Source organism: Flavobacterium sp. W21_SRS_FM3, assembly GCF_052113625.1.
Taxonomy (GTDB): Bacteria; Bacteroidota; Bacteroidia; order Flavobacteriales; family Flavobacteriaceae; genus Flavobacterium.
On the sequence record NZ_JBGQOD010000003.1, the window covers coordinates 216,634 to 238,765 of the forward strand.

Sequence of the window (22,132 nt, forward strand, 5' to 3'; positions counted from 1 at the left end):
TAAAGCTCTTTTTTGTCTCATATTTAAACTACTCAAAATGAAAAATTGTAGCCTATTGTTAGTTTTGTTTTTGAGTTTGCCCATCTATTTACGGGCACAAGGAGAACTTAAAGTAGATAAAGTCAAATCTTATCTGTTAACAGATATCAGTTTTCAAAATGATGCCGTATTTATGGGACGCAACGACTCTATTGCGGTACCCTACCTAGTCCCGTCAATTGGATATTACGACGCTTCTGGTTTTTTTGCTGATGCATCTTTATCTTACCTAACTAAATCAAGTGAAAACAGAGTAGATTTATTCTTATTAACAGCAGGTTACCGCTTTGATTTTAATAAATTAAGTGGTGCAATTTCTGGAACTAAATACTTTTTTAATGATAATAGTTATAGTATACAGTCCGAAATTGAAGCTGATATTTCGGCAGTACTTACTTATGATTTAGATATTGTTCAAGCCTCATTAACCGCTAGCACTTATTTTAGTAAAGACAGTAATACCGATTTTTTTATTGGCACACAGCTAGCAAAATCCATTTATACAACAGATAAGAGTTTAGAAATAATACCAACGCTGGCTCTTCATGCAGGATCTCAGTATTTCTATGAAGAATATTACAAATACAATCGTGTAGGAAATAGAAAAGGAAATGGTAACGGGCAAAACCAGCAAGTAGGTACTACGGTGGTAGGAATTGATGAAGTGAACAAATTCAATTTACTAAATATCGAACTGAGTTTGCCAATACGGTACTATTCTAATTCATTTATATTTTCGTTCTCACCTCATTTAGCCTTCCCTCAAAGCAATGCCACCATAGTGACAGAAGATGGTATAATCAAAGAAGATCTTAAAGAGGTATTTTATTTTTCGGCTGGTGTTAGCTATTGGTTTAACACCTCAAAAATGAAATAGCAGCAGATAAATACGCTCGCTCAAAAAAGTCATAGAAACCATTATAAATAAATAAATAAATAAATAATAGTAATAATAATAATAATAATAATAATAATAATATGTCAAGAATAGTAGTACTAGGTGCAGGAATTGCAGGTCATACAGCAGCATGTCATTTGAGACGTAAACTTTCAAAAGACCATGAAATTCTTGTTGTTTCTCCCAATAGAAACTACCAATGGGTTCCATCTAATATTTGGGTAGGAATAGGTAGAATGCATGCTAAGGATGTTATATTTCCGTTGGAACCTTTGTATGCTAAGAAAGGCATTGGCTACAAGCAAGCCAAAGCAGTTGCCTTTTATCCAGAAGGAGATGCCGAAGAAAAAAATCCTTTCATTCTGGCTGAATATGTTTATGGCATTAAAGAAGGAACACAAGAAAAAGTAACCTACGATTATTTAATTAACGCAACTGGACCAAAATTAGCTTTTAATTTGACTGAAGGTTTAGTCCCAGAAAAAAACAATACCTATTCTGTTTGTACTTACGACCATGCTAGTCAAACTTCAATAGCCTTACATCAACTTATTAAGCAAGTTAAAACAACAAATAAAATAGCCAAAATACTAATTGGGACCGGCCATGCAAAAGCAACCTGTCAAGGAGCTGCTTTTGAATATATATTGAATGTTGAACGAGAATTAGTCAAACTAGGAATTAGAGACAAAGTGCAAGTGACTTGGATTTCAAACGAATATGCTTTGGGCGATTTTGGTATGGATGGCATGATGCTTTCTTTTGGTAAAAACGTCATGAAATCAAGCGAAATGGTCGAAATGGTATTTAAAGACAGAGACATTAAATGGATTCTGGGTGCTGGAGTTACTAAAGTAGAAGACGGAAAAGTACATTACGAAAATCTTGATGGGGAATACAAAACGGAAGAATATGATTTTGCTATGTTAATCCCAGCTTTTTCGGGACATGGTTTTAAAGCATTCGATAAAAACAACAATGATATTACCGATAAACTATTCAAAGGATTCATGATTGTTGATGCGGATTATACTCCAAAACCTTACGAAGAATGGACCGTTCAAGACTGGCCAGAAACCTACCAAAATCCTAGTTACCCCAATATTTTTGCTCCAGGAATTGCCTTTGCGCCTCCTCATAGTATTTCAAAACCTCGAAAAAGCAAAAACGGAACTGATATATTTCCATCACCACCAAGAACGGGAATGCCCTCTGGAATTACAGCAAAACTAGTAGCGGATAATATTATAGATTCTATAAAAACAGGAAAAATGAGCTTGCATCATAAAGGGTCTATGGGTAATATGGGCGCTGCTTGTATTGCTTCTGCAGGCTATGGAATGACCAAAGGAAACGGCATCAGTATGACAACCTACCCTATTGTTCCCGATTATGTAAAGTATAAAAATACAGGCGGAAGAGATTTAAAAAGAACTTTTGGTGATATGGGACTTGCAGGACATTGGGTAAAACTAACATTGCATTATGCCTTTCTTTATAAAGCTAAAATGAAACCTTTTTGGTGGTTGATTCCAGAATAAAATCATCGTTAATTTTAAAAATTGCCTTTTATAAAAAAACAAAAATAATGATACCAAAAATAACCAAATCGCAACGCGCTAAAATGCAAAACCTCATCATACAATTTTTTAAATTCTTCTATTTGAACTTTAGAATTTTAAAAATTGTTGCGGGTGGACATGGAAGTACACGAAACTAAAAAATAGCAGCTCCAGTATTTTTTTATGTTTAGTAACTAACCAGAAGCATTTTAGAGTTGAGTCTAAGATGCTTTTTCATTTTATTTCCTGAGTGTGACATTTGTTACTGTGTACGCCTTATTGTGAAATTATCTTTGCGTTAATAATTAGAAATAAAAATTATGAAGAAAATAAATTTAATAGTACTATTAGGAATAATTTCCCTTTCAGCTAGTAGTTATAGTCAAGAAACCCTGCCTATTTCTAAAAGCGAACTTTGGCAAAAAGTTTCCGATAAAAACTTACAGATTAAAATCGCCAACCAAGATTTTAAATCAGCGCAGGCAGATTATAGACAGTCAAATGCTATTTTCTTACCTAACATTACTGCTTCGCATACGGGGATTTCAACAACTAATCCTTTGATGGCTTTTGGTTCTAAACTGAATCAGGAAATTTTAACCGCTTCTGATTTTGATCCTAATTTATTGAACAATCCTAATCGCACACAAAACTTTGCTACTAAAATAGAGGTTTTACAGCCTATTATTAATGTAGATGGGATTTATGGTAGACAGGCTGCTAAAGCTAAGATGAATGCCTTTGCACTTCAAACAGAACGTACCAAAGAATACCTTGAATTAGAGGTGAATAAATCCTATATGGAATTGCAACTAGCTTACAAAGCAGTGGCCGTTTTAGAAAAAGCAAATACAACCGTTGCAGCAAATTTGAAATTAATTGATAACTATTTCAAACAAGGAATGCTTCAAAAAACAGATTTACTGTCAGTACAAGTACGTGTCAACGAAGTGAAAAATCAATTGCAATATGCAAAAAGTAATGTGCAAAACGCTTCTGATTATTTGGCTTTTTTACTAAATGAAGATATTGGTGATAAAGTTTACAAACCAACAGAAGAGTTAGAAAATACTATTGCGGTAGAAAGTATAGACACTAAACTTTCTGAAAACAGAAAAGATATTCAAGCGATGGACCTTTCGACGGAAGCCTATCAAAAAATGATGTTGTCTAGTAAAATGAATTTCTTACCACGCTTAAATGCGTTTGGAAGTTATGAGTTATATGATGATAAATTGTTTGGTACCACCGCCAAAGGATATGTTGTAGGTGCTCAATTATCATGGAATGTTTTTGATGGTTTAAAATCTATTGGAAAACTGGACAAAGCCAAAGCTGATTTCCAAAAAGCCGAAATTGAATCCCAACAATACAAAGCCAAAAGCCAACTGGAATTGAACAAAGCCAGTCGTCAGATAAAAGATGCTGAGAACAAGGTTGCCTTATCTAAGTTGGATTTAGAACAATCACAAGAAGCATACAGAATAAGAAACAATCGTTTTACACAAGGTTTAGAAAAAACGACCGACTTGTTGCAAGCGGAAACTCAAATGTTCAAAAAAGAATTAGAATACCTACAGTCTGTTTTTGAATACAATTACACCCAACAGTATTTACAATTTTTGACAAAATAAAAATTGTTATAAAATAGAAAAAAGCGCAAAGAATAAAGACAAAAAAATCAAACGAAAAACCATGAAAAAAATAATAACACTACTATCAATCTCCCTTTTTATTTTAACATCCTGCAACGGAGAGAAAAAAGAAGCGGTAGCTGAATCTCCTGCAATAGCTGTCAAAGTAAGCGGAGTTTCAGAAAACGACAACAGTCCATTTGTGAGTGCAAGTGGAAAAATTGAAGCCGAAAACAGTGCTGAATTAAGCACTAGAATGATGGGATATGTGACCAAAGTACATGTTCAGATAGGGCAAAAAGTACGTGCAGGTCAAACATTAGTAAGTATTAACAACTCTGATTTGCAAGCTAAAAAAGCTCAGGCAGATGCTAATATTCTACAAGCAACTGCAGGCTACAATAGTGCTAAAAAAGATTACGATCGTTTTACCAACTTATTCAAACAGCAAAGTGCTTCACAAAAAGAAGTAGACGATATTACTGCTCGTTATGAAATGGCAAAAGCTGGACTTGAAGGGGCTAAACAAATGCGTAATGAAGTTATGGCACAGTTTAATTATTCAAATATTACCGCTCCATTTTCAGGTGTTGTGACAAATACTTTTGTTAAAGAAGGCGACATGGCAAACCCAGGAATGCCATTAGTAAGTGTAGAAGGTGCTTCAAAACTACAGGTTACTGCAATGGTTTCTGAGAATGATATTAATGCTATCAAAAAAGGAATGCCTGTAAAAGTGCTGGTTAAATCTTCTAACAAAGACCTGACTGGAAAAGTGAGTGAAGTGAGTTTGTCTGCTAAAAATACCGGTGGTCAATATTTAGTAAAAATCGATTTAGATAAAACCGACAGTTCTATCTTATCAGGAATGTTTGTTAATGTTCAATTTCCTATTGAAAAAATAGCTAGTACTACCTCAACTAATAGGATTTTAGTTCCTGAAAGTGCTTTGGTAAAACAAGGACAACTTACTGGAATATATACTGTGGGGAATGAAAATGTAGCCATTTTAAGATGGTTGCGCATTGGTAAAAACTTTGGAGATCAAGTAGAAGTTTTATCTGGATTAGCAGCTGATGAAAAGTACATTGTTTCTGCCGAAGGGAAATTGTACAATGGAGCGAAGGTAAGCGTTCAGTAAAAAAAAGTTTAAAGTTTAAGGTTTAACAGTTCAAAAATCAGAACACCTAAACTGAAAATGAATAAAAAAGTAATCCTTAATTCTGCGTGAGGGATAGCAGTGGAAATCCTTTTTGTTTTTTTAAACAAAAAGATTGAAACGAATAGCCCGTTCGCCGCGGCGAACACGCCCAAATAAATAAAAAATTATGCAAGAAGGAATTTCAGGTAAAATTGCCAATTTTTTCATCAATTCAAAACTAACGATCTTGATGATGGTAGGTTTGATGATCATTGGTGTATATAGTTCTTTTCTTATTCCAAGAGAAGAAGAACCACAAATTAATGTTCCGATGGCTGACGTCATGGTCGGGTATCCCGGAGCAAGTCCTACAGAAGTAGAAAGTCGTGTGGCTAAACCGCTAGAAAAAATCATCTCTAATATAAAAGGAGTAGAACACGTGCATACGATGGCGATGAATGGCCAGGCGATGCTTATAGTTCAATTTTATGTAGGTCAAGATGTAGAGCGTTCATATGTGAAATTGTACGACGAATTAGCCAAACACGAAGATATGTTCCCTAAGGGAGTGTACAAACCGATGGTAAAAACGCGTTCTATTGATGATGTTCCTATGTTAGGAATCACGCTTTGGAGCGATAAAATGGATGATTTCCAGTTGCGCCAAATTGCTGAAGAAGTAACATCAGAGGTAGAAAAAGTAAAAGATGTAGCCATTACCAAAGAAATTGGTGGAAGAAGTCGGGTGCTAAAAGTGATTTTAGACAAAGATAAAATGGCAGAGAATGGCATTGACCCAATGGGAGTAATGCAAATGATCCAAGCGAATAACAGTAGTTCACAATCAGGAAGTTTTGTTAGTAAAGATGAAGAATATTTAATTACTACTGGTAAGTTCTTAACCTCTGCAGATGATGTAGAAAATCTGGTCGTGGGTGTTAATAAAAACATGCCGGTTTACTTAAAACAAGTAGCTACGATTCAAGATGGTCCTTCGACAGCCAAAAGTTACGTGTCTTTTGGATACGGAAAAGCGAATGACAATTTCAAAACAGCACAATCTGAATATCCTGCAGTAACCATATCAGTAGGTAAAGTAAAAGGTGCGGATGCGATGAAAATCTCGGAGAAAATCCTTGAAAAAGTAGACCATCTAAAAGCGACCATCATCCCAGATGATGTACATGTTGAGGTCACTCGTAATTATGGTGAAACAGCCTCAGACAAAGTAGGTGAATTATTATTGCACTTAGGAATCGCAATTTTGGCGGTGACTATCTTAGTAATGTTTGCTATGGGCTGGAGAGGTGGATTAGTCGTATTCTTCTCAGTACCATTGACTTTTGCATTGACATTGTTCAGTTATTATATGCTGGATTATACGTTGAACCGAATTACACTTTTTGCCTTGGTTTTTGTGGTGGGAATTGTAGTTGATGATAGTATTATTATTGCTGAGAACATGCACAGGCATTTCAAGATGAAGCGATTGCCTTTTAAACAAGCCGCGATTTATGCGATAAATGAAGTAGGAAATCCAACGATTTTAGCCACATTTACGGTTATTGCAGCAATTTTACCCATGGCATTTGTATCTGGAATGATGGGACCTTATATGAGTCCGATGCCTATAGGTGCTTCGATTGCGATGCTTTTATCATTGTTTGTTGCCTTGACAGTAACGCCATATTTAGGATACCATTTATTGCAAGAAAAAGACGAGCAAGAGCATAAAGAAGCCGAAGGTTTAGAAACGAGTTTCATTTATAGAATGTACAACAAGTTAGAGCGTCCTTTACTGGAAAGTAGTATGAAGAGACGTGTGCTTGTAGCTGTGACTGTTTTATTATTATTTGGTTCAGTTGCTATGTTTTTTACCAAATCAGTTTTAGTAAAAATGCTGCCATTTGATAATAAAAATGAATTTCAAGTAGTAATTGATATGCCTGAAGGAGCGACTCTGGAAAGAACATCAGCGGTTACTAAAGAAATTGCACAGTATTTAACGACCATTCCAGAGGTAGTTAATTATCAAAACTACATTGGAACATCGGCTCCAATTACGTTTAACGGATTAGTGCGTCACTATGATTTGCGTGGTGGAAGCAACATGGCTGATATTCAAGTGAATTTATTGCACAAGGAAGATCGAAAATTACAAAGTCACGACATTGCTAAAGATGTGCGTCCGCAAATTCAAAAAATTGCCGCCAAATATGGTGCGAATGTGAAGATTATCGAAGTTCCGCCAGGACCTCCTGTATTGTCTACATTAGTTGCTGAGATCTATGGACCTGATTATAAACAGCAAATTAAAGTAGCGCGACAAGTAAAAGATATTCTTCATAAAACAGAAGGTATTGTTGATATTGACTGGACTGTAGAGGACAATCAAACAGAATACAAACTAGAAGTGGACAAAGAAAAAGCGATGAGTAATGGCATTGCTCCACAGCAAATAGTGGGGAATTTGACGTATTTATTGCAGGAATATCCTGTTTCTAATTTGTATGCCGAAAATTCTAATGACAATGTAGGGATTGTTCTTTCGCTTGACGACAAAGACAAAACAAGCTTGCAAGACATTCAGAACTTAAAAATAAAAGGCAATCAAGGGAATATGATTCCGGTAAGTGATTTGGTAAAAGTAAAAACAGATACTTTACAAAAAACCATTTATAGAAAAGATCAAAAACGTGTGGTTTATGTAACAGCAGATATGGCTGGAGCCTTAGAAAGTCCTGTATATGCTATTCTGGGAATGACAGAGAAACTGGATAAAATGAGTATTCCAAAAGGCTATAAAGTGAATGAATTGTACATGGAACAACCTACGGATGAAAGTGATTTTACTGTAAAATGGGATGGAGAGTGGCAGATAACTTTAGAAGTGTTCCGTGATTTAGGTGTTGCCTTTATGGTTGCCATCGTGATCATCTATATGTTGATTGTGGGTTGGTTTCAAAACTTTAAAACACCTATCGTGATGATGCTTGCGATTCCGTTATCATTAATTGGAATTGTTTTTGGTCACTGGTTATTAGGAGCTTATTTTACAGCAACTTCATTCATTGGTATGATTGCCTTGGCAGGAGTTATGGTAAGAAACTCGGTTTTACTGATTGACTTTATCGAAATCCGACTGAATGACGGTATCGAGTTGAAACAAGCAATTATTGAGGCTGGAGCAGTGAGAACCTCTCCTATCCTATTGACAACTGGAGCGGTAGTAATTGGAGCGTCCATCATCTTATTTGATCCATTGTTTCAAGGACTGGCTATTTCACTAGTATTTGGAGCCATTGTTTCAACGATTCTTACTTTGATTGTAGTGCCGTTAATCTACTTTATCACAGAGAGAAAAAAATGGGAAAAATAAAAATTGGTTTAAAGTTTAAGGTTTAAAGTTGTAGCAACCGAACCTTAAACTTGAAACTTCAAACCTTAAACCAAAAATCAATGAAACTACTCATCATAACAGCCATAGTGGCATTTGACAAAGACATCAAAAAAATGCTAAAGCAAGCAGATGTAAAAACTTTTACCTATAAAGCGGTAACAGGATTTAAAGATTTGTCTGAAGAAGCAATAGAAAGCAATTGGTTTGCTTCCGATATGAATTTAAACGACTCGATGTTGTATTATGCTTTTGTAAAAAAAGAAAATGTAGATCCTTTCTTTGAATTAGTGAATGCCTTTAATAAAGAACAAAAAACCTTATCCAATATTCATGTTGCGGTATTAAACATCGAAAAATCAAATTAACAACTCTTAAATTAGAGGAGAAGATGGCTTCGTTCCTCGCAATGACATTATGAAAAATAAAGTATTTAGAATTATAGTAGGCTCTTTTATCTTAATTAGTTTGTTATTGACCTATTATGTCAATCAAAACTGGATGTGGTTTACCGCTTTTATAGGAGTAAATTTAATTCAGTCTGGTTTTACCAAGTGGTGTTTACTAGAGACTATTTTAACTAAAATTGGTTTGAAAGACTAATTCTAGTTTTTATATAATATTCAAAACCCGAGTTGTTATAGCGACTCGGGTTTTTTTTATGTTTTTTTAGCGAAGTAAACTGCTGAAGCAATCCTTCAATGGGGAGTAAAAACTTAAAAATAATTACTTAAGAAAAAAATTACAATCCCAAAACTGAAAAAAGTTGTATATATTTGATGATATATCCTAGTTGTACACAAGCTTAAAGCAGGTGCTTATATTAGCACTTACGGTTTTTCCATACACATAATTCAAACGCTCTGAAAACGAAAAGAGCTAATATTTCCAACACTAAAATGCTAACTATAGTATGTAGCACAGGCAAAAGCATAATCTTACTTTGTGCTAACTATAGTATACTCAATGAACACAGAATTATCCCTGAATTTCGGTAAAATTATTAGAGAACTTCGAAAAGAAAAAAAACTTTCTCAAGAAGAATTAGGATTTCAATCAAATCTTCATCGAACATATATTGGAATGATTGAAAGAGGAGAAAAAAACATTACTCTCGAAAATATTGAAAAATTATCAAAAGGTCTTGATGTATCTATGAAGTTAATATTTGAAAAACTTAATAAAATACATTAATGAAAATCACATTTTTGGGACAAGGTTTCGAGTCCGAATCTAAAAAGTCTGTTGGTAACACAATAATTCAATTATTCAAAGAAAATAAATTTAGCTCTTTTACTGGAATCTCAGCATTCGCTAGTGAGGCTGGTGTTGTAGGACTTTCTGAATGTATTACTAGTGGAGCCGAATTTTATAAGACCTTGAACTTAATTGTTGGAATTGACCAAGAAGGAACTTCAAAGAAAGCATTAAAAGAAATTAATGACCTAGGGATAAACAGTTACATATTTTATCAAAAAGAATCACCGATTTTTCATCCAAAAATTTATTTATTTGAAGGAGAAAATGACACAACATTAATTGTCGGTTCATCAAATTTAACAGCAAGAGGATTTTTTGGAAACGTTGAGAGTTCATTAATGGTTGAATTCAAAAATGATAATCCCAATGGAATACAGTTACTAAAAGAAGTTAAGGATTATTACAGCACATTATTTGATTTTTCAGACCCAAATTTATTCAAAATTTCACCAGAAATTATCAATCAATTCGTTAGTGAGGGAATTGTTCCAACAAGAAAGATTTGGGAGAAAAAACACAAGAAAAACACCTCAAACAAAACGCCAGCAGAAGAAAATAACTTGGTAATCCCAAAAAGACCAACAGTTAAAATTCCATTAAATTTTAAAGGCAGATACAAATCAAATAAAATTGTTTCTAAATTAATTACAGAACTTGAAATAGATAGAAACTTTGAATTTGAAAACGAGGAAAATAATGAAGTTTTATGGCAAAGTGGTGCTTTGACAGAAAGAGACTTAAATATTCCTAAAGGAGCAAACACAAATCCAACAGGTTCAATGCTTTTCAAAAAAGGTACATTAAAAGATATAGATCAAAGACATCATTTTAGAGATAATGTTTTTAATACTCTTGAATGGGAATTTGACACAACAGCTGGAAAAACACATTTAGAAAGAGCAACTGCTCAAATAAGATTTGTGATTAATGGAACAGATTATGGTATATTTCCAATTACAATAACTCATAATCCTAGAACTGATACAGCTTCTTACAAACAAAAGAATTCAATGACGCAATTAAGTTGGGGAGAAACCAAAAATTTAATAGCCCAAGATGAGTTAATTGGAAAATCCGCAACTCTCTATAAAGACGTAACTGTTGCAGATGCGTTTACGTTGATTATCGAATAAATATTTTCATAGTTCAAAAATTTAATTTACTTTTGGACTGAAGTTGTCCAAAATATTATGGAAATAGAAAAATCATTCGGGGAAACAATTAGAGATTTGCGCATTGAAAATCATCTAACATTACGTGAAGTTGCAGATCATTTAAAAATTGACACTTCAATGCTTGGTAAAATTGAAAAGAATAATCGAAATCCATCTAAACAATTTATTAAGGATATTTCAACCTTATTCAGCATTGAAGAAGATTATCTTACCGTAGCTCATTTAAGTGATACTGTGGCTTATTCAATTTTAGAAGAGGAACTAGCAACTCAAGTTTTAAAAGTTGCAGAAGAGAAAATTAATTACTACAATAAAAATAAAGCCAATAAATAATGCAATTAATCAAAGAAGCAACAAGCGAAAAATTAAGAGGTGGTTTTTACACACCTGAACCAATTGCAGCATTTATTTTAAAATGGGCTTTTAATGGCAATAGAGAATTAGATATTTTAGAACCAAGTTGTGGAGATGGTGTTTTTTTAAAAGAAATTCAAAAAGAAAACTATGAATACAATTCTGTTACTGCAATTGAGTTTGATGACGTTGAAGCTGCAAAGTCAGAAGCTATTGGTTTAAATAAATCGACTGTAATTAATGAAGATTTTCATAAATATTGTATTAATACAGAGAGAAAATTTGACTTAATTATTGGAAATCCACCATACATTAGATATCAATATTTTGACAAGGAACAACAACAATATGCAGCAGATATTTTTAATAAAGCAAGTTTGAAATATTCGAAATTAACGAACGCTTGGGTTTCATTCGTTGTTGGTTCATCACTCCTTTTAAAGGAAGAAGGTAAAATTGGTTTCGTGTTACCAGCGGAAATTCTTCAAGTTTCTTACGCTCAACCATTGAGAGAATTTTTAGCTCATTTTTATAACAAAATAAATATTGTTTCTTTTGAAAAACTTGTTTTTCCAAATATTCAACAAGAAGTAGTATTGTTGCTTTGTGAGAAAAACAACTCTAATTCTCATTTAATTGAACATCTAGAAATAAGAGATGCAGAAGAACTTAAAAATCTAGATGTTTCTAAATTAAAAAGCCCTAAAAAGAAGATTGATTTCAAATCAAACAAATGGACTTTTTACTTTCTTGAGCAAGAAGAGATTGACTTTCTAGAAAGACTTCAATCTGACAAAAAATTCAATCAATTAGGAAAATTCGCAAAAGTAGAAGTAGGTATTACAACTGGCTCTAATCCTTTTTTCACAGTTCCTCTTTCGACAGTCCAATTTTATAATCTAGAGAAATATGCAAAACCATTAGTTGGTAGAAGCGTACAAGTTCCTAGTGCAATCTTTACAATGAAAGATTGGGATAAAAATAGAGATAAAGAAGCTAGAACGCATTTTCTGTCCTTTCCGAAAATGACAGATTTGAATGGTTCTATTGGAGCTAGAGATTATATAGCTTGGGGAGAAGAAGAAAAAATTAATGAAGGATATAAATGTAGAATAAGAGATGAATGGCAAATTGTACCATCACAAAGAATCTCTGAAGCTCTTTTTATTCGCAGAAATAATAAGTATCCAAAATTAATAATTAACGAAGCCAAGGCGTTTACTACAGATACAATGCATCGTGTTACAGTAAAACCAAACGTTGAGCTGAAAGCTTTGACAGCTAGTTATTACAATTCTTTATCATTAGCGTTTACAGAAATTTGCGGAAGAAGTCACGGAGGAGGAGTTCTAGAATTAATGCCAAATGAAGTAGAAAGAATCCTTTTACCTTACAGTGAAAACAACTCGGACTTACTTCCTTTTATTGATAAAATGATAAGAGAGAAAAAAGACATTTCGGAAATTTTAAAAATAACAAACCTAAAAATACTAAAAGAAAATTATGGCCTTTCTGACTCTGAAATTGAATTAGCAGATAATATATGGAAAAAACTATCAAATAGAAGATTGAATAGAGGAAAATAAATCATCTCTTTGAGCCATATAAATATACAACTTAATCGATCGTTAAAGTAAAAATTGAAAAAGAGTATGGCTTCGATATCTAGTTTGCGAAAAAAAAGCCAGTGTACAACAGCTGTTTTGATATAGCTGGAATTTAGTGGAATTACCGTTTCGCATCAAGTTTTCGTTAAGCCGAAAATTGAACGGTTACGAACTTCCAGCCATCTCAAAGCAGCAAAACGTTGGCAGATATTTTAAAAAACAATGAAAATGAACAAAATCTTCTTATTTACCATATTATTTCAATGTGGATTAATATTTTCTCAAAATAATCGAATTGATAACAATCAAATAATTCCAAGAGATATTGATTTTAATGGTAATGTAAAAAAAATCACTTTAAAAGTTTTAGACTTAAATAAGAAAGATGAAAAAATTGACACAACTAAAACAATTTCTGAAATATATTTTTCAAAACTAAAAAAAATACTGAAAATAAATAAATTTGATAAATCATTAGACAATTTATGGAGTATAACTGAATTTGATAATTTAGAAAGAGTTACAACAATTTCAAGAAAAAATGAAGGCAAAATGTTTAATTCTGTCATTCAATATTTTTCTACTGAAAGCAAATTTCCGGATTCAACTACTATATATTTTAGTGAAAAATATATCGAAAAATATATAAATTATTTTAAAAATAGTTTTGTGGTAAAACAGGAACATTTTGTCAATGATACATTACAAGATTACCGATTATACAAATACAATAACAAAAATCAGTTAATTGAAGACTTGTATCTTAATCCTGAAAATGATTCAGATGAAACTCTTGTTTCTAAAGCAGATAATCAGTTGACATTTTATCCTGAAAGATTAACTAAATATGAATACAAAGTAATAAAAGATACCTTAATCTCGATAAAAATTCGACCTAAATATAATTTGAAAGAAGTAACAAAAAAAATAAAAACTAAAAAATATTCTCTTGAAATCACAGAAGAATATGACAATGATTTTTTCAAAAACTCAAGGTTAATTTATACATACAAAGATTCAATAAATTATTTATCTTATTATTTCAAAAATAAAAAAGAAATTAGAGACTACTACAAAACAATTACCACACAAGAAAATATAATTTCAAAATGGAAAAACGAAGGATACGGAAATAATGAAGAACGAACTGAAATAATCAGAATAAATGTCATTTACGACAAATTTAAAAATTGGATAAGAAAAACTTATTCTAAAGAAAATCAGATAACAAGAATAATTGAAAGAGAAATTGAATATTATTGAAAATAAAAAAAACATCTGCCAACCGCCATTTTGAGCCAGCTGGAATTTAGTCGAATCACTGTTTTTTATCGTATTTTCGTTAAACCGAGTATAATCGTTTTCATAACTTGCAAACGTCCAGAAGCACGAGAACATTATGCGTCATATTAAAAAACCGACCTGTATGGACAAATTATTTAGAATGATATATCTGCTTATTTTATTATCTCTGAACTTTTCTTGTGTTGAAAAGAAAGCTAGCGAAAAAGAAATTAGTAAATCTGAAATTGTAAGTGCTTCACAAAGCGACAGCTTAAAATTCACTTCTGGAATCCGTGCGATTTTTCAAGACAGTAAAGGCAATTATTGGTTTGGAAGTCATAATGAAGGAGTGAGCTATTATGATGGTAAAACATTTCAATATTTCAACAACACTAATGGTTTACTAGACAATCAAATCCGTTCCATAGAAGAAGACAAGAACGGAACTATCTGGCTTGGAACTGCAAACGGGGTGAATAGTTATGATGGGAAAAAGTTTACAACTTATAAAACTCTAACAAATAACCCAACACTAGAATGGAACAAAACCAGTGGCGATTTATGGTTCAATGCAGGCGATAAAGACGGACTAAATCGTTTTGACGGAAAAACGATGAACTACTTAATTTTTCCAAAACCCAAAAATAGTAATGTTAGTAATTTATTCGGTGTAACCGATTTATCTAAAGATAAAAAAGGTAAACTTTGGATAGCCACTTATGGCGCGTTGTTTAGTTATGATGGCAAAATCACAACTATTTTTGACCATGAAAAACTAAAACTTAAAGCCAATGAGAATTTACACATTAGAAGTGTATTAGTCGATTCAAAGGGGCGCATTTGGATAGGGAATAATGGTATCGGAGTTCTACTATTGGAGCATAATAAAACAATACATTTTTCAGAAATAAACGGACTCATTCAAAAGAATGGTAGTAAAAATGGAAATCCATCACCAACTGGGACAATGGAACACGTTTTTGCCATTGAAGAAGATTCTGAAGGTAATATTTGGTTTGGTGATAGAGATACAGGAGCTTGGAAATATGATGGCAAAAATGTAATACACTACACTATCAATAACAAACTTTCGACCCCAATGATTTGGTCAATATATAAAGACAACAGCAACAATTTACTTTTTGGAATGGCAAAAGGTGGAGTTTATAAATTTAACGGAAAATCTTTTGATAAAACCTTTTGATAAGGAATACACACGCACAACAGCCGTTTGACAAGATTTCGAATTTTGTAGTAATCTCACGTTTACAGTTCGAGAGAAATTTACTCTTTTTTCAAAATTACAGAACGCAAACGCTCCTCATTATCATCACCCCAATGACCCAAAACTGAAATTACAGGAATTAGTGTTGTTCCTAAATCAATGAAAAACGTATTCCTTCATTGAAAATAACGGTTTAATTATTTTCTTAACAAAACGAGATAGACCTTAAAATAAAGAAAATGCTACCTTTGTTGGTGGCATTTTCTAATTAGTAAAAAAAAAATATGGCAGCAGAATTGAAGGAGATGTTCAATAAAAAATTCTATGAGCGTTTAGCAACAGCATTTAATAATGCAGATGAAAATTTTAATACTACAAAATTCATTGATGAGGTAACCGTTGGCTTAGAAAACAGGTCGTTAAATGAACGATTGCGTTTTACATCCATCACACTTAAAAATCACCTGCCATTAGATTTTAAAGAAGCCATACAACTATTAAACAAGGTAATTCCAAACAGTCCAACGGGTTATACGGCACTTGTTTTTCCTGATTATGTGGGGCAATTTGGTATTCATGATTTTGAAACTTCCATGGAAGCACTGGCTTATTACACCCAGTTTGGCTCTTCGGAATTTGCCATTCGGGAATTTTTGAAACACGATTTTGATAAAACCATTGAAGTGATGAAAGTATGGGCAAATTCTCCCAATCATCACATACGACGACTGGCTTCCGAAGGTTGCAGACCTCGCCTACCTTGGGCTATGGCTATCCCTGAACTTAAAAAAAATCCTTCTCCTATTCTCCCCTTATTGACCCATCTCAAATCAGATATCTCAGAATATGTTAGACGAAGCGTAGCAAACAATCTTAACGACATTGCGAAAGACAATCCAAAAATCGTTATTGAAATTGCCAGCAAATGGAAAGGACACAGCAAGGAGACCGATGCCATTTTAAAACACGGTTGTAGAACCTTGTTAAAGCAAGGAAACATTGAAATTTTAAAACATTTTGGACTTGATAGTTCAAATGTAGCCATCGCCAATTTTGAAATAAGTACTCCTAAAGTTGCTATTGGAAACCATTTGGAGTTTTCGTTTTCTGTCCAAAATAATAATGAACAACAGCAAACGGTACGACTTGAATATGCGGTTTATTACCTTCGACAAAATGGCCAACTTTCAAAGAAAGTATTTAAAATAAGTGAACGTATTTTTGAACCCAATCAATCTTCTGATATTAATCGAAAGCAAAGTTTCAAACTCATTAGCACTCGAAAATTTTACATCGGACAACAAAAACTTTCGATTATCATCAACGGAGAAGAAAAAGATAGTGCTGCATTTGAACTGATAGAGTAACAATCATCTCCCATTACCCAAATAGTACGTATATTCGTTAGCATCAAAACAAAACCCAAATGAATTTTTCCTCTTTTCCAGAAATAAAAACAGACCGTCTATTATTGCGAAAAATCGAAGAATCAGATGCTCCAGTGGTATTGTATTTACGATCCGATGCAACCATTAATCAATTCATCGAAAGACCTGAGAATAGAAAAACAAAAACACTCGAACAAGCCACACAATTTATTAAAGACATCAATCAAGACTTCGAAAACAAGAAATCAGTGACTTGGGGAATCGTTTATAATAATCAACCACAAATTATAGGAACCATTTGTTTTTGGAATTTTTCGGACAACCATACCATTGCTGAAGTGGGTTATGGTTTAAGTCCTGAATTTCAAAATAAAGGAATCATGACCGAAGTATTAAAGCGTATTATCGATTTTGGTTTTAACGAACTAAAGCTTGCCAAAATAGAAGCTTTCACACATATCAAAAACGAAAATTCTAGAAAACTATTAGAAAAATGTGGTTTGCAATTCATACAAGATCGAAAAGATGATGATAATGGTTCGAATGTTATTTATGAGTTGCTAAATGGAAAGAGCTAACCAGTCCAGCTTTCTTAAAAAAACTAACTGACTTTACATCATAAAATGGCTTAGCATTAATTGGCTTAAATCCCCCTTTGCTATAGCCAATAGAAAGCCTCTTTTTCAAACTATTTTTGGAATATAAAATTCTTTATCTTTGAAACTAAACCCAATTTCAAGAAAACCACTTCCTATGTTAAAGAAATTTATTCTTCCTTTTTTACTACTCCCCATTTTTAGCTTTGCACAACAAATTGCTAAACCAACCGATTTAGTCGAATGGATCAACCCCTTAATGGGAACAGATAGCAGTTACGAATTAAGTAACGGAAACACCTATCCATCAATTGCTTTACCGTGGGGAATGAATGCTTGGACACCCCAAACAGGGAACAATGGTAATGGTTGGCAATATACCTATGATGCCAAAAAAATAAGAGGTTTTAAACAAACGCATCAGCCTTCGCCATGGATGAACGACTATGGACAATTTTCATTGATGCCCATTGTAGGTAAGGAAACAGTTGATGAAGAACAACGTGCGAGTTGGTTCAGTCATAAAGCCGAAATAGCAAAACCCTATTATTACAGTGTGTATCTGGCAGATTACGATGTTACAACAGAAATTAGTCCAACAGAACGTGCTGCAGCATTTCGATTTACTTTTCCAAAAACTGATGATGCTGCTATAGTCATTGATGCATATGATCGAGGGTCATACATTAAAATTATACCCGAAGAAAATAAAATTATTGGATACAGTTCGCGCTATGCTCGTGGAAAACTGACCAATTTTAAAAACTATTTTGTTATTGTTTTCGATACACAGTTTGACTTGAGTTCAATTTGGAGTGATAAAACCAAAATGGATGTCTTAGAACTTTCTGGTTCCCATATTTCTGGTTTAATCCATTTTAAAAATTTAAAAAAAGGAGATCAGGTTAATGCCAAAGTAGCTTCGTCATTTATAAGTTTCGAACAAGCGGAAGTGAATCTGAAGGAAATTGGTACAGATAACTTTGAAACCGTAAAACAAAAAGCAAAAGAGACTTGGAACAAAACTTTAAATACAATTCAAGTCGAAGGGGGATCAATAGATCAAGTTCGTACTTTTTATTCTACTTTATATCGCACTTTGTTTTTTCCAATGAAAATGTATGAGATAGACACAAACGGTAACATTGTACATTATAGCCCCTACTCTGGTAAAGTAATGCCTGGATATCGATTTGCAGGTACTGGTTTTTGGGATACTTTTCGGGCATTATATCCTTTTTTAAATTTAATGTATCCTTCTATCAATCGCGAAATGCAGGAAGGTTTATTGAATGATTACAAAGAAGGTGGCTGGTTGCCGGAATGGAGCAGTCCCTCCTATAGTGATATTATGATAGGAAATAACTCGGCTTCCGTTGTGGCAGACGCTTATTTAAAAGGAGTAAAAGTAAATGATATTTCAACTCTTTATGAAGGTTTATTACACGGTGCCAATAACGAAGGACCTCAAGCCACGGGTAGAAAAGGAGTGGAATATTATAACAAGCTCGGTTACGTTCCCTATGATGTTAATATCAATGAAAGTGCCGCCAGAACCTTAGAATATGCCTACGATGATTTTGCAATTTACAAACTAGCAAAGGCCTTGAATCGCCCGAAAGAGGAAATTGATTTGTATAAATCCAGAAGTTTGAACTATACACATCTTTTTGATCCGGAAACAAAATTGATGCGTGGTAAAAATAAAGATGGGAACTTTCAATCCCCGTTCAATCCATTAAAATGGGGCGATGCCTTTACTGAAGGCAATAGTTGGCATTACAGTTGGAGTGTTTTTCATGACATTGACGGTTTAACTCAATTAATGGGAGGTTATAAAAAATTTACAGCCAAACTTGATTCGGTATTTACCATGCCTCCAGATTTTGATGCTAGTTACTATGGAGAAACCATTCATGAAATTCGGGAGATGCAAATTACCAACATGGGACAATATGCACACGGAAATCAACCCATTCAGCACATGATTTATTTGTACAATTATGCAGGAGAACCTTGGAAAACCCAGTATTGGATAAGAGAAGTAATGGAAAAATTATACAAACCCACTCCAGATGGGTATTGTGGTGATGAAGACAACGGACAAACCTCGGCCTGGTATGTGTTTTCTGCTTTGGGTTTTTACCCAGTTTGTCCCGCTACAAATCAATATGTGTTAGGTACACCACTCTTTAAAAAAGTGACCTTAAACTTAGAAAACGGAAAACAATTTATCATCACCGCTCCAAAAAATAGCGCTGAAAATAAATACATACAACAACTGAAGTTGAATAAAAAGGGATATGATTTTAATTGGATTAGTCATGAAACCATTTTAAAGGGAGGTGCTATTGATTTTGAGATGTCTAAAACACCAAATAAAAAGCGTGGAATAACGAAAGAATCATTTCCTTTTTCACTTTCTACAACTCAATAAGAAGATCAATACGCCTTTTTTAACGATATAAAAGGATGAAATCGAACTCTTATCCTTCTTAGACTTAGCCCTAACTACCTCTTTTAAATAAATTTAGAAGAGGTTTGTTTGTTATTACAACTATTCACAAATTGCAAAACAATCTTGTAACTACTTAATTAACAACATACTAAACACTAAGCAGTAATAAATAAAATAATTTTAACAAAAAAATAAGCAAACACTTGTATATACAAATAAATAAAGTGTTACATTTGTACCAACAAATAAAGAAAGGTATTATGAAAATTGAAGATGAAATAAAAAGCACAATACCGTTAGATATTTCTAAGAAAATTATTTTAAATATTTTGTACACACAAAATATTACCAATGAAAAATTTAATGAAGTATTAAAACCGTATGATTTATCTGGAGAGCAATATAATGTTTTACGAATACTAAGAGGTCAAAAAGGAAATCCAGCGAATATGTGCGCCATACAAGAGCGTATGATTGCTAAAACCAGTAACACGACTCGTTTAGTAGATAAATTATTATTAAAAAATTTTGTGACCAGAAATGTCTGTCCTGAAAATAGAAGAAAAATTGAAGTGGCCATTACACAAAAAGGATTAGATGTTCTTAGCGAATTAGATCCGAAAGTAATAGAACATGAAAATTACTTCTCTAAGAATTTAACGTCACAAGAGCTTGAACAATTAAATACATTATTAGAAAAATACAGAAATCAATAAATAACAATTATGAGTACATTTTTAGATAATCAAAACTGGCGTTATGCCACAAAAAAATACGATAGCAGCAAGAAAGTATCAGAGGCTGACTTAGATTTCCTTAAAGAGGCGGTTCGTTTGAGTGCTTCGGCATTTGGATTACAACTGTATAAAGTGATCATTGTTGAAAATCCAGAAATCAAGGCACAGTTATTGCCCGCTGCTTATGGACAATCTCAAATTATGGATGCTTCGCATTTATTTGTTTTTGCTAATCAAACGAATGTGGGTGACGCTGAAATTGATGCTTACTTGAAAACCACAAGTGAAATCAGGGAATTACCTATAGAAGCTTTGAATGGTTATGGTGATTACATGAAAGGATATGTAAATCCAATTCCGGAAGATGCTAAGGATGTATGGACAGCAAAACAAACCTACATTGCGTTAGGAAACTTATTAAGTGCAGCAGCTGAGTTAAACATTGATGCTACGCCAATGGAAGGTTTCAATGCAGCCGAATTTAATGCTATTTTAGGTTTAGATAAACTAAATTTGAACGCTGCAGTAATTGCTCCAGTAGGATACCGTCATACTGAAGATGATACTCAGCATTATAAAAAAGTTAGAAAATCAAAAGATGACTTGTTCATCACACTATAATTATTAATCCATTTCAATTCAAACACAAAAATTAAACACATGAAAAATTTAAAATCAATTGCATTAGCATTAGTAGTAGTTTTATCTACAGTATCAGTATCTGCACAAACTAAAAAAGTAAATGTAGCAGCAAGTACAATCAACTGGGTTGGTAAAAAAGTAACAGGAGAACACAGCGGTACTGTAAATCTTAAAGACGGAGCACTTGTATTTAAAGGAGCAAAATTAGTAGGTGGAACATTCACTGTTGATATGACTTCTTTAACAGCTACAGATTTAACTGGAGAATACTTAGGAAAATTAAACGGTCACTTGAAATCAGAAGATTTTTTCGGAACTGAAAAATACCCAACTTCAGTATTGGTTTTCAAAAAAATTGGAGCTAAAGCAAAAAATCTTTACACAGTAGTTGCTGATTTAACGATCAAAGGAATTACAAAACCAGTAACTTTTGATATTGCTGTAAACGGAAACACAGCTACAACTAAATTCAATGTAGACAGAACAAAATACGATATCAAATACAACTCTGCAAGTATCTTTAGCAGCATTGGTGATAAAGCTATTTCTGACGAATTTGAATTAGCAGTTGCTTTGAAATTCTAAATAAATTAGGTTTACTAATTCATTATACCCCGTCAAAATTTAATTTTGGCGGGGTATTTTAGTTATATGAAAAATCAAATCAAAAACATTTTACTTTTATATTAAAGAAGAAAAACAAATCACAAACAATTGTAAATCAAATAGATAAAC

At 33.0% G+C, this 22,132-nt stretch carries 19 protein-coding genes; all 19 read left to right on the plus strand.

The features are described from left to right. Positions 1-37: 37 nt before the first annotated feature. Positions 38-916, plus strand: coding sequence for a hypothetical protein (locus tag ACEN2K_RS07180; RefSeq protein ID WP_441758647.1), 879 nt, complete (start codon positions 38-40; stop codon positions 914-916). 101 nt (positions 917-1,017) lie between these two features. Beyond that, entirely contained in the window at positions 1,018-2,478 is a 1,461-nt protein-coding gene (locus tag ACEN2K_RS07185; protein WP_441758648.1) for an NAD(P)/FAD-dependent oxidoreductase, read from the plus strand. Positions 2,479-2,819: 341 nt separating this feature from the next. Then, on the plus strand, positions 2,820-4,133 hold the full coding sequence (locus ACEN2K_RS07190) for a TolC family protein (RefSeq protein ID WP_441758649.1): 1,314 nt from the start codon (positions 2,820-2,822) through the stop codon (positions 4,131-4,133). Positions 4,134-4,194: 61 nt separating this feature from the next. Further along, a complete protein-coding gene (locus ACEN2K_RS07195; protein ID WP_441758650.1) occupies positions 4,195-5,274 on the plus strand; it encodes an efflux RND transporter periplasmic adaptor subunit in 1,080 nt (359 codons plus the stop codon). A 187-nt stretch (positions 5,275-5,461) separates the two neighbouring features. Beyond that, a complete protein-coding gene (locus ACEN2K_RS07200) occupies positions 5,462-8,653 on the plus strand; it encodes an efflux RND transporter permease subunit (RefSeq protein ID WP_441758651.1) in 3,192 nt (1,063 codons plus the stop codon). Positions 8,654-8,733: 80 nt separating this feature from the next. After that, positions 8,734-9,039, plus strand: coding sequence for a hypothetical protein (locus ACEN2K_RS07205; protein ID WP_441758652.1), 306 nt, complete (start codon positions 8,734-8,736; stop codon positions 9,037-9,039). Between the two features lie 49 nt (positions 9,040-9,088). Next, a complete protein-coding gene (locus ACEN2K_RS07210) occupies positions 9,089-9,274 on the plus strand; it encodes a YgaP family membrane protein (RefSeq protein ID WP_441758653.1) in 186 nt (61 codons plus the stop codon). Between the two features lie 363 nt (positions 9,275-9,637). Then, positions 9,638-9,865, plus strand: coding sequence for a helix-turn-helix domain-containing protein (locus ACEN2K_RS07215; RefSeq protein ID WP_441758654.1), 228 nt, complete (start codon positions 9,638-9,640; stop codon positions 9,863-9,865). Continuing rightward, positions 9,865-11,064, plus strand: a complete 1,200-nt coding sequence (locus ACEN2K_RS07220) for a phospholipase D family protein (RefSeq protein ID WP_441758655.1) — start codon at positions 9,865-9,867, stop codon at positions 11,062-11,064. The genes ACEN2K_RS07215 and ACEN2K_RS07220 overlap by 1 nt, the downstream gene beginning before the upstream one ends. A gap of 57 nt (positions 11,065-11,121) precedes the next feature. Next, positions 11,122-11,439, plus strand: a complete 318-nt coding sequence (locus ACEN2K_RS07225) for a helix-turn-helix domain-containing protein (RefSeq protein WP_441758656.1) — start codon at positions 11,122-11,124, stop codon at positions 11,437-11,439. Next, positions 11,439-13,046: an Eco57I restriction-modification methylase domain-containing protein gene (locus tag ACEN2K_RS07230; protein ID WP_441758657.1), complete on the plus strand. Its 1,608-nt coding sequence runs from the start codon at positions 11,439-11,441 to the stop codon at positions 13,044-13,046. The genes ACEN2K_RS07225 and ACEN2K_RS07230 overlap by 1 nt, the downstream gene beginning before the upstream one ends. 249 nt (positions 13,047-13,295) lie before the next feature. Further along, positions 13,296-14,330 carry a hypothetical protein gene (locus ACEN2K_RS07235; protein ID WP_441758658.1) on the plus strand — a complete coding sequence of 345 codons (1,035 nt, stop codon included), beginning with the start codon at positions 13,296-13,298 and terminating at the stop codon, positions 14,328-14,330. Positions 14,331-14,493: 163 nt separating this feature from the next. Next, on the plus strand, positions 14,494-15,555 hold the full coding sequence (locus ACEN2K_RS07240) for a ligand-binding sensor domain-containing protein (protein WP_441758659.1): 1,062 nt from the start codon (positions 14,494-14,496) through the stop codon (positions 15,553-15,555). 305 nt (positions 15,556-15,860) lie between these two features. Further along, positions 15,861-16,943, plus strand: a complete 1,083-nt coding sequence (locus tag ACEN2K_RS07245; RefSeq protein WP_441758660.1) for a DNA alkylation repair protein — start codon at positions 15,861-15,863, stop codon at positions 16,941-16,943. A gap of 59 nt (positions 16,944-17,002) precedes the next feature. Next, positions 17,003-17,542 carry a GNAT family N-acetyltransferase gene (locus ACEN2K_RS07250; protein WP_441758661.1) on the plus strand — a complete coding sequence of 180 codons (540 nt, stop codon included), beginning with the start codon at positions 17,003-17,005 and terminating at the stop codon, positions 17,540-17,542. Positions 17,543-17,717: 175 nt separating this feature from the next. After that, positions 17,718-19,997, plus strand: coding sequence for a GH92 family glycosyl hydrolase (locus ACEN2K_RS07255; RefSeq protein ID WP_441758662.1), 2,280 nt, complete (start codon positions 17,718-17,720; stop codon positions 19,995-19,997). Positions 19,998-20,278: 281 nt separating this feature from the next. Next, entirely contained in the window at positions 20,279-20,734 is a 456-nt protein-coding gene (locus tag ACEN2K_RS07260; RefSeq protein ID WP_441758663.1) for a MarR family winged helix-turn-helix transcriptional regulator, read from the plus strand. A gap of 9 nt (positions 20,735-20,743) precedes the next feature. Continuing rightward, the gene (locus ACEN2K_RS07265; protein ID WP_441758664.1) at positions 20,744-21,376 is read left to right on the plus strand and encodes an NAD(P)H-dependent oxidoreductase; all 633 of its coding nucleotides are present in this window, start codon (positions 20,744-20,746) and stop codon (positions 21,374-21,376) included. Between the two features lie 39 nt (positions 21,377-21,415). Continuing rightward, the gene (locus tag ACEN2K_RS07270; protein ID WP_441758665.1) at positions 21,416-21,982 is read left to right on the plus strand and encodes a YceI family protein; all 567 of its coding nucleotides are present in this window, start codon (positions 21,416-21,418) and stop codon (positions 21,980-21,982) included. Positions 21,983-22,132: the final 150 nt, after the last annotated feature.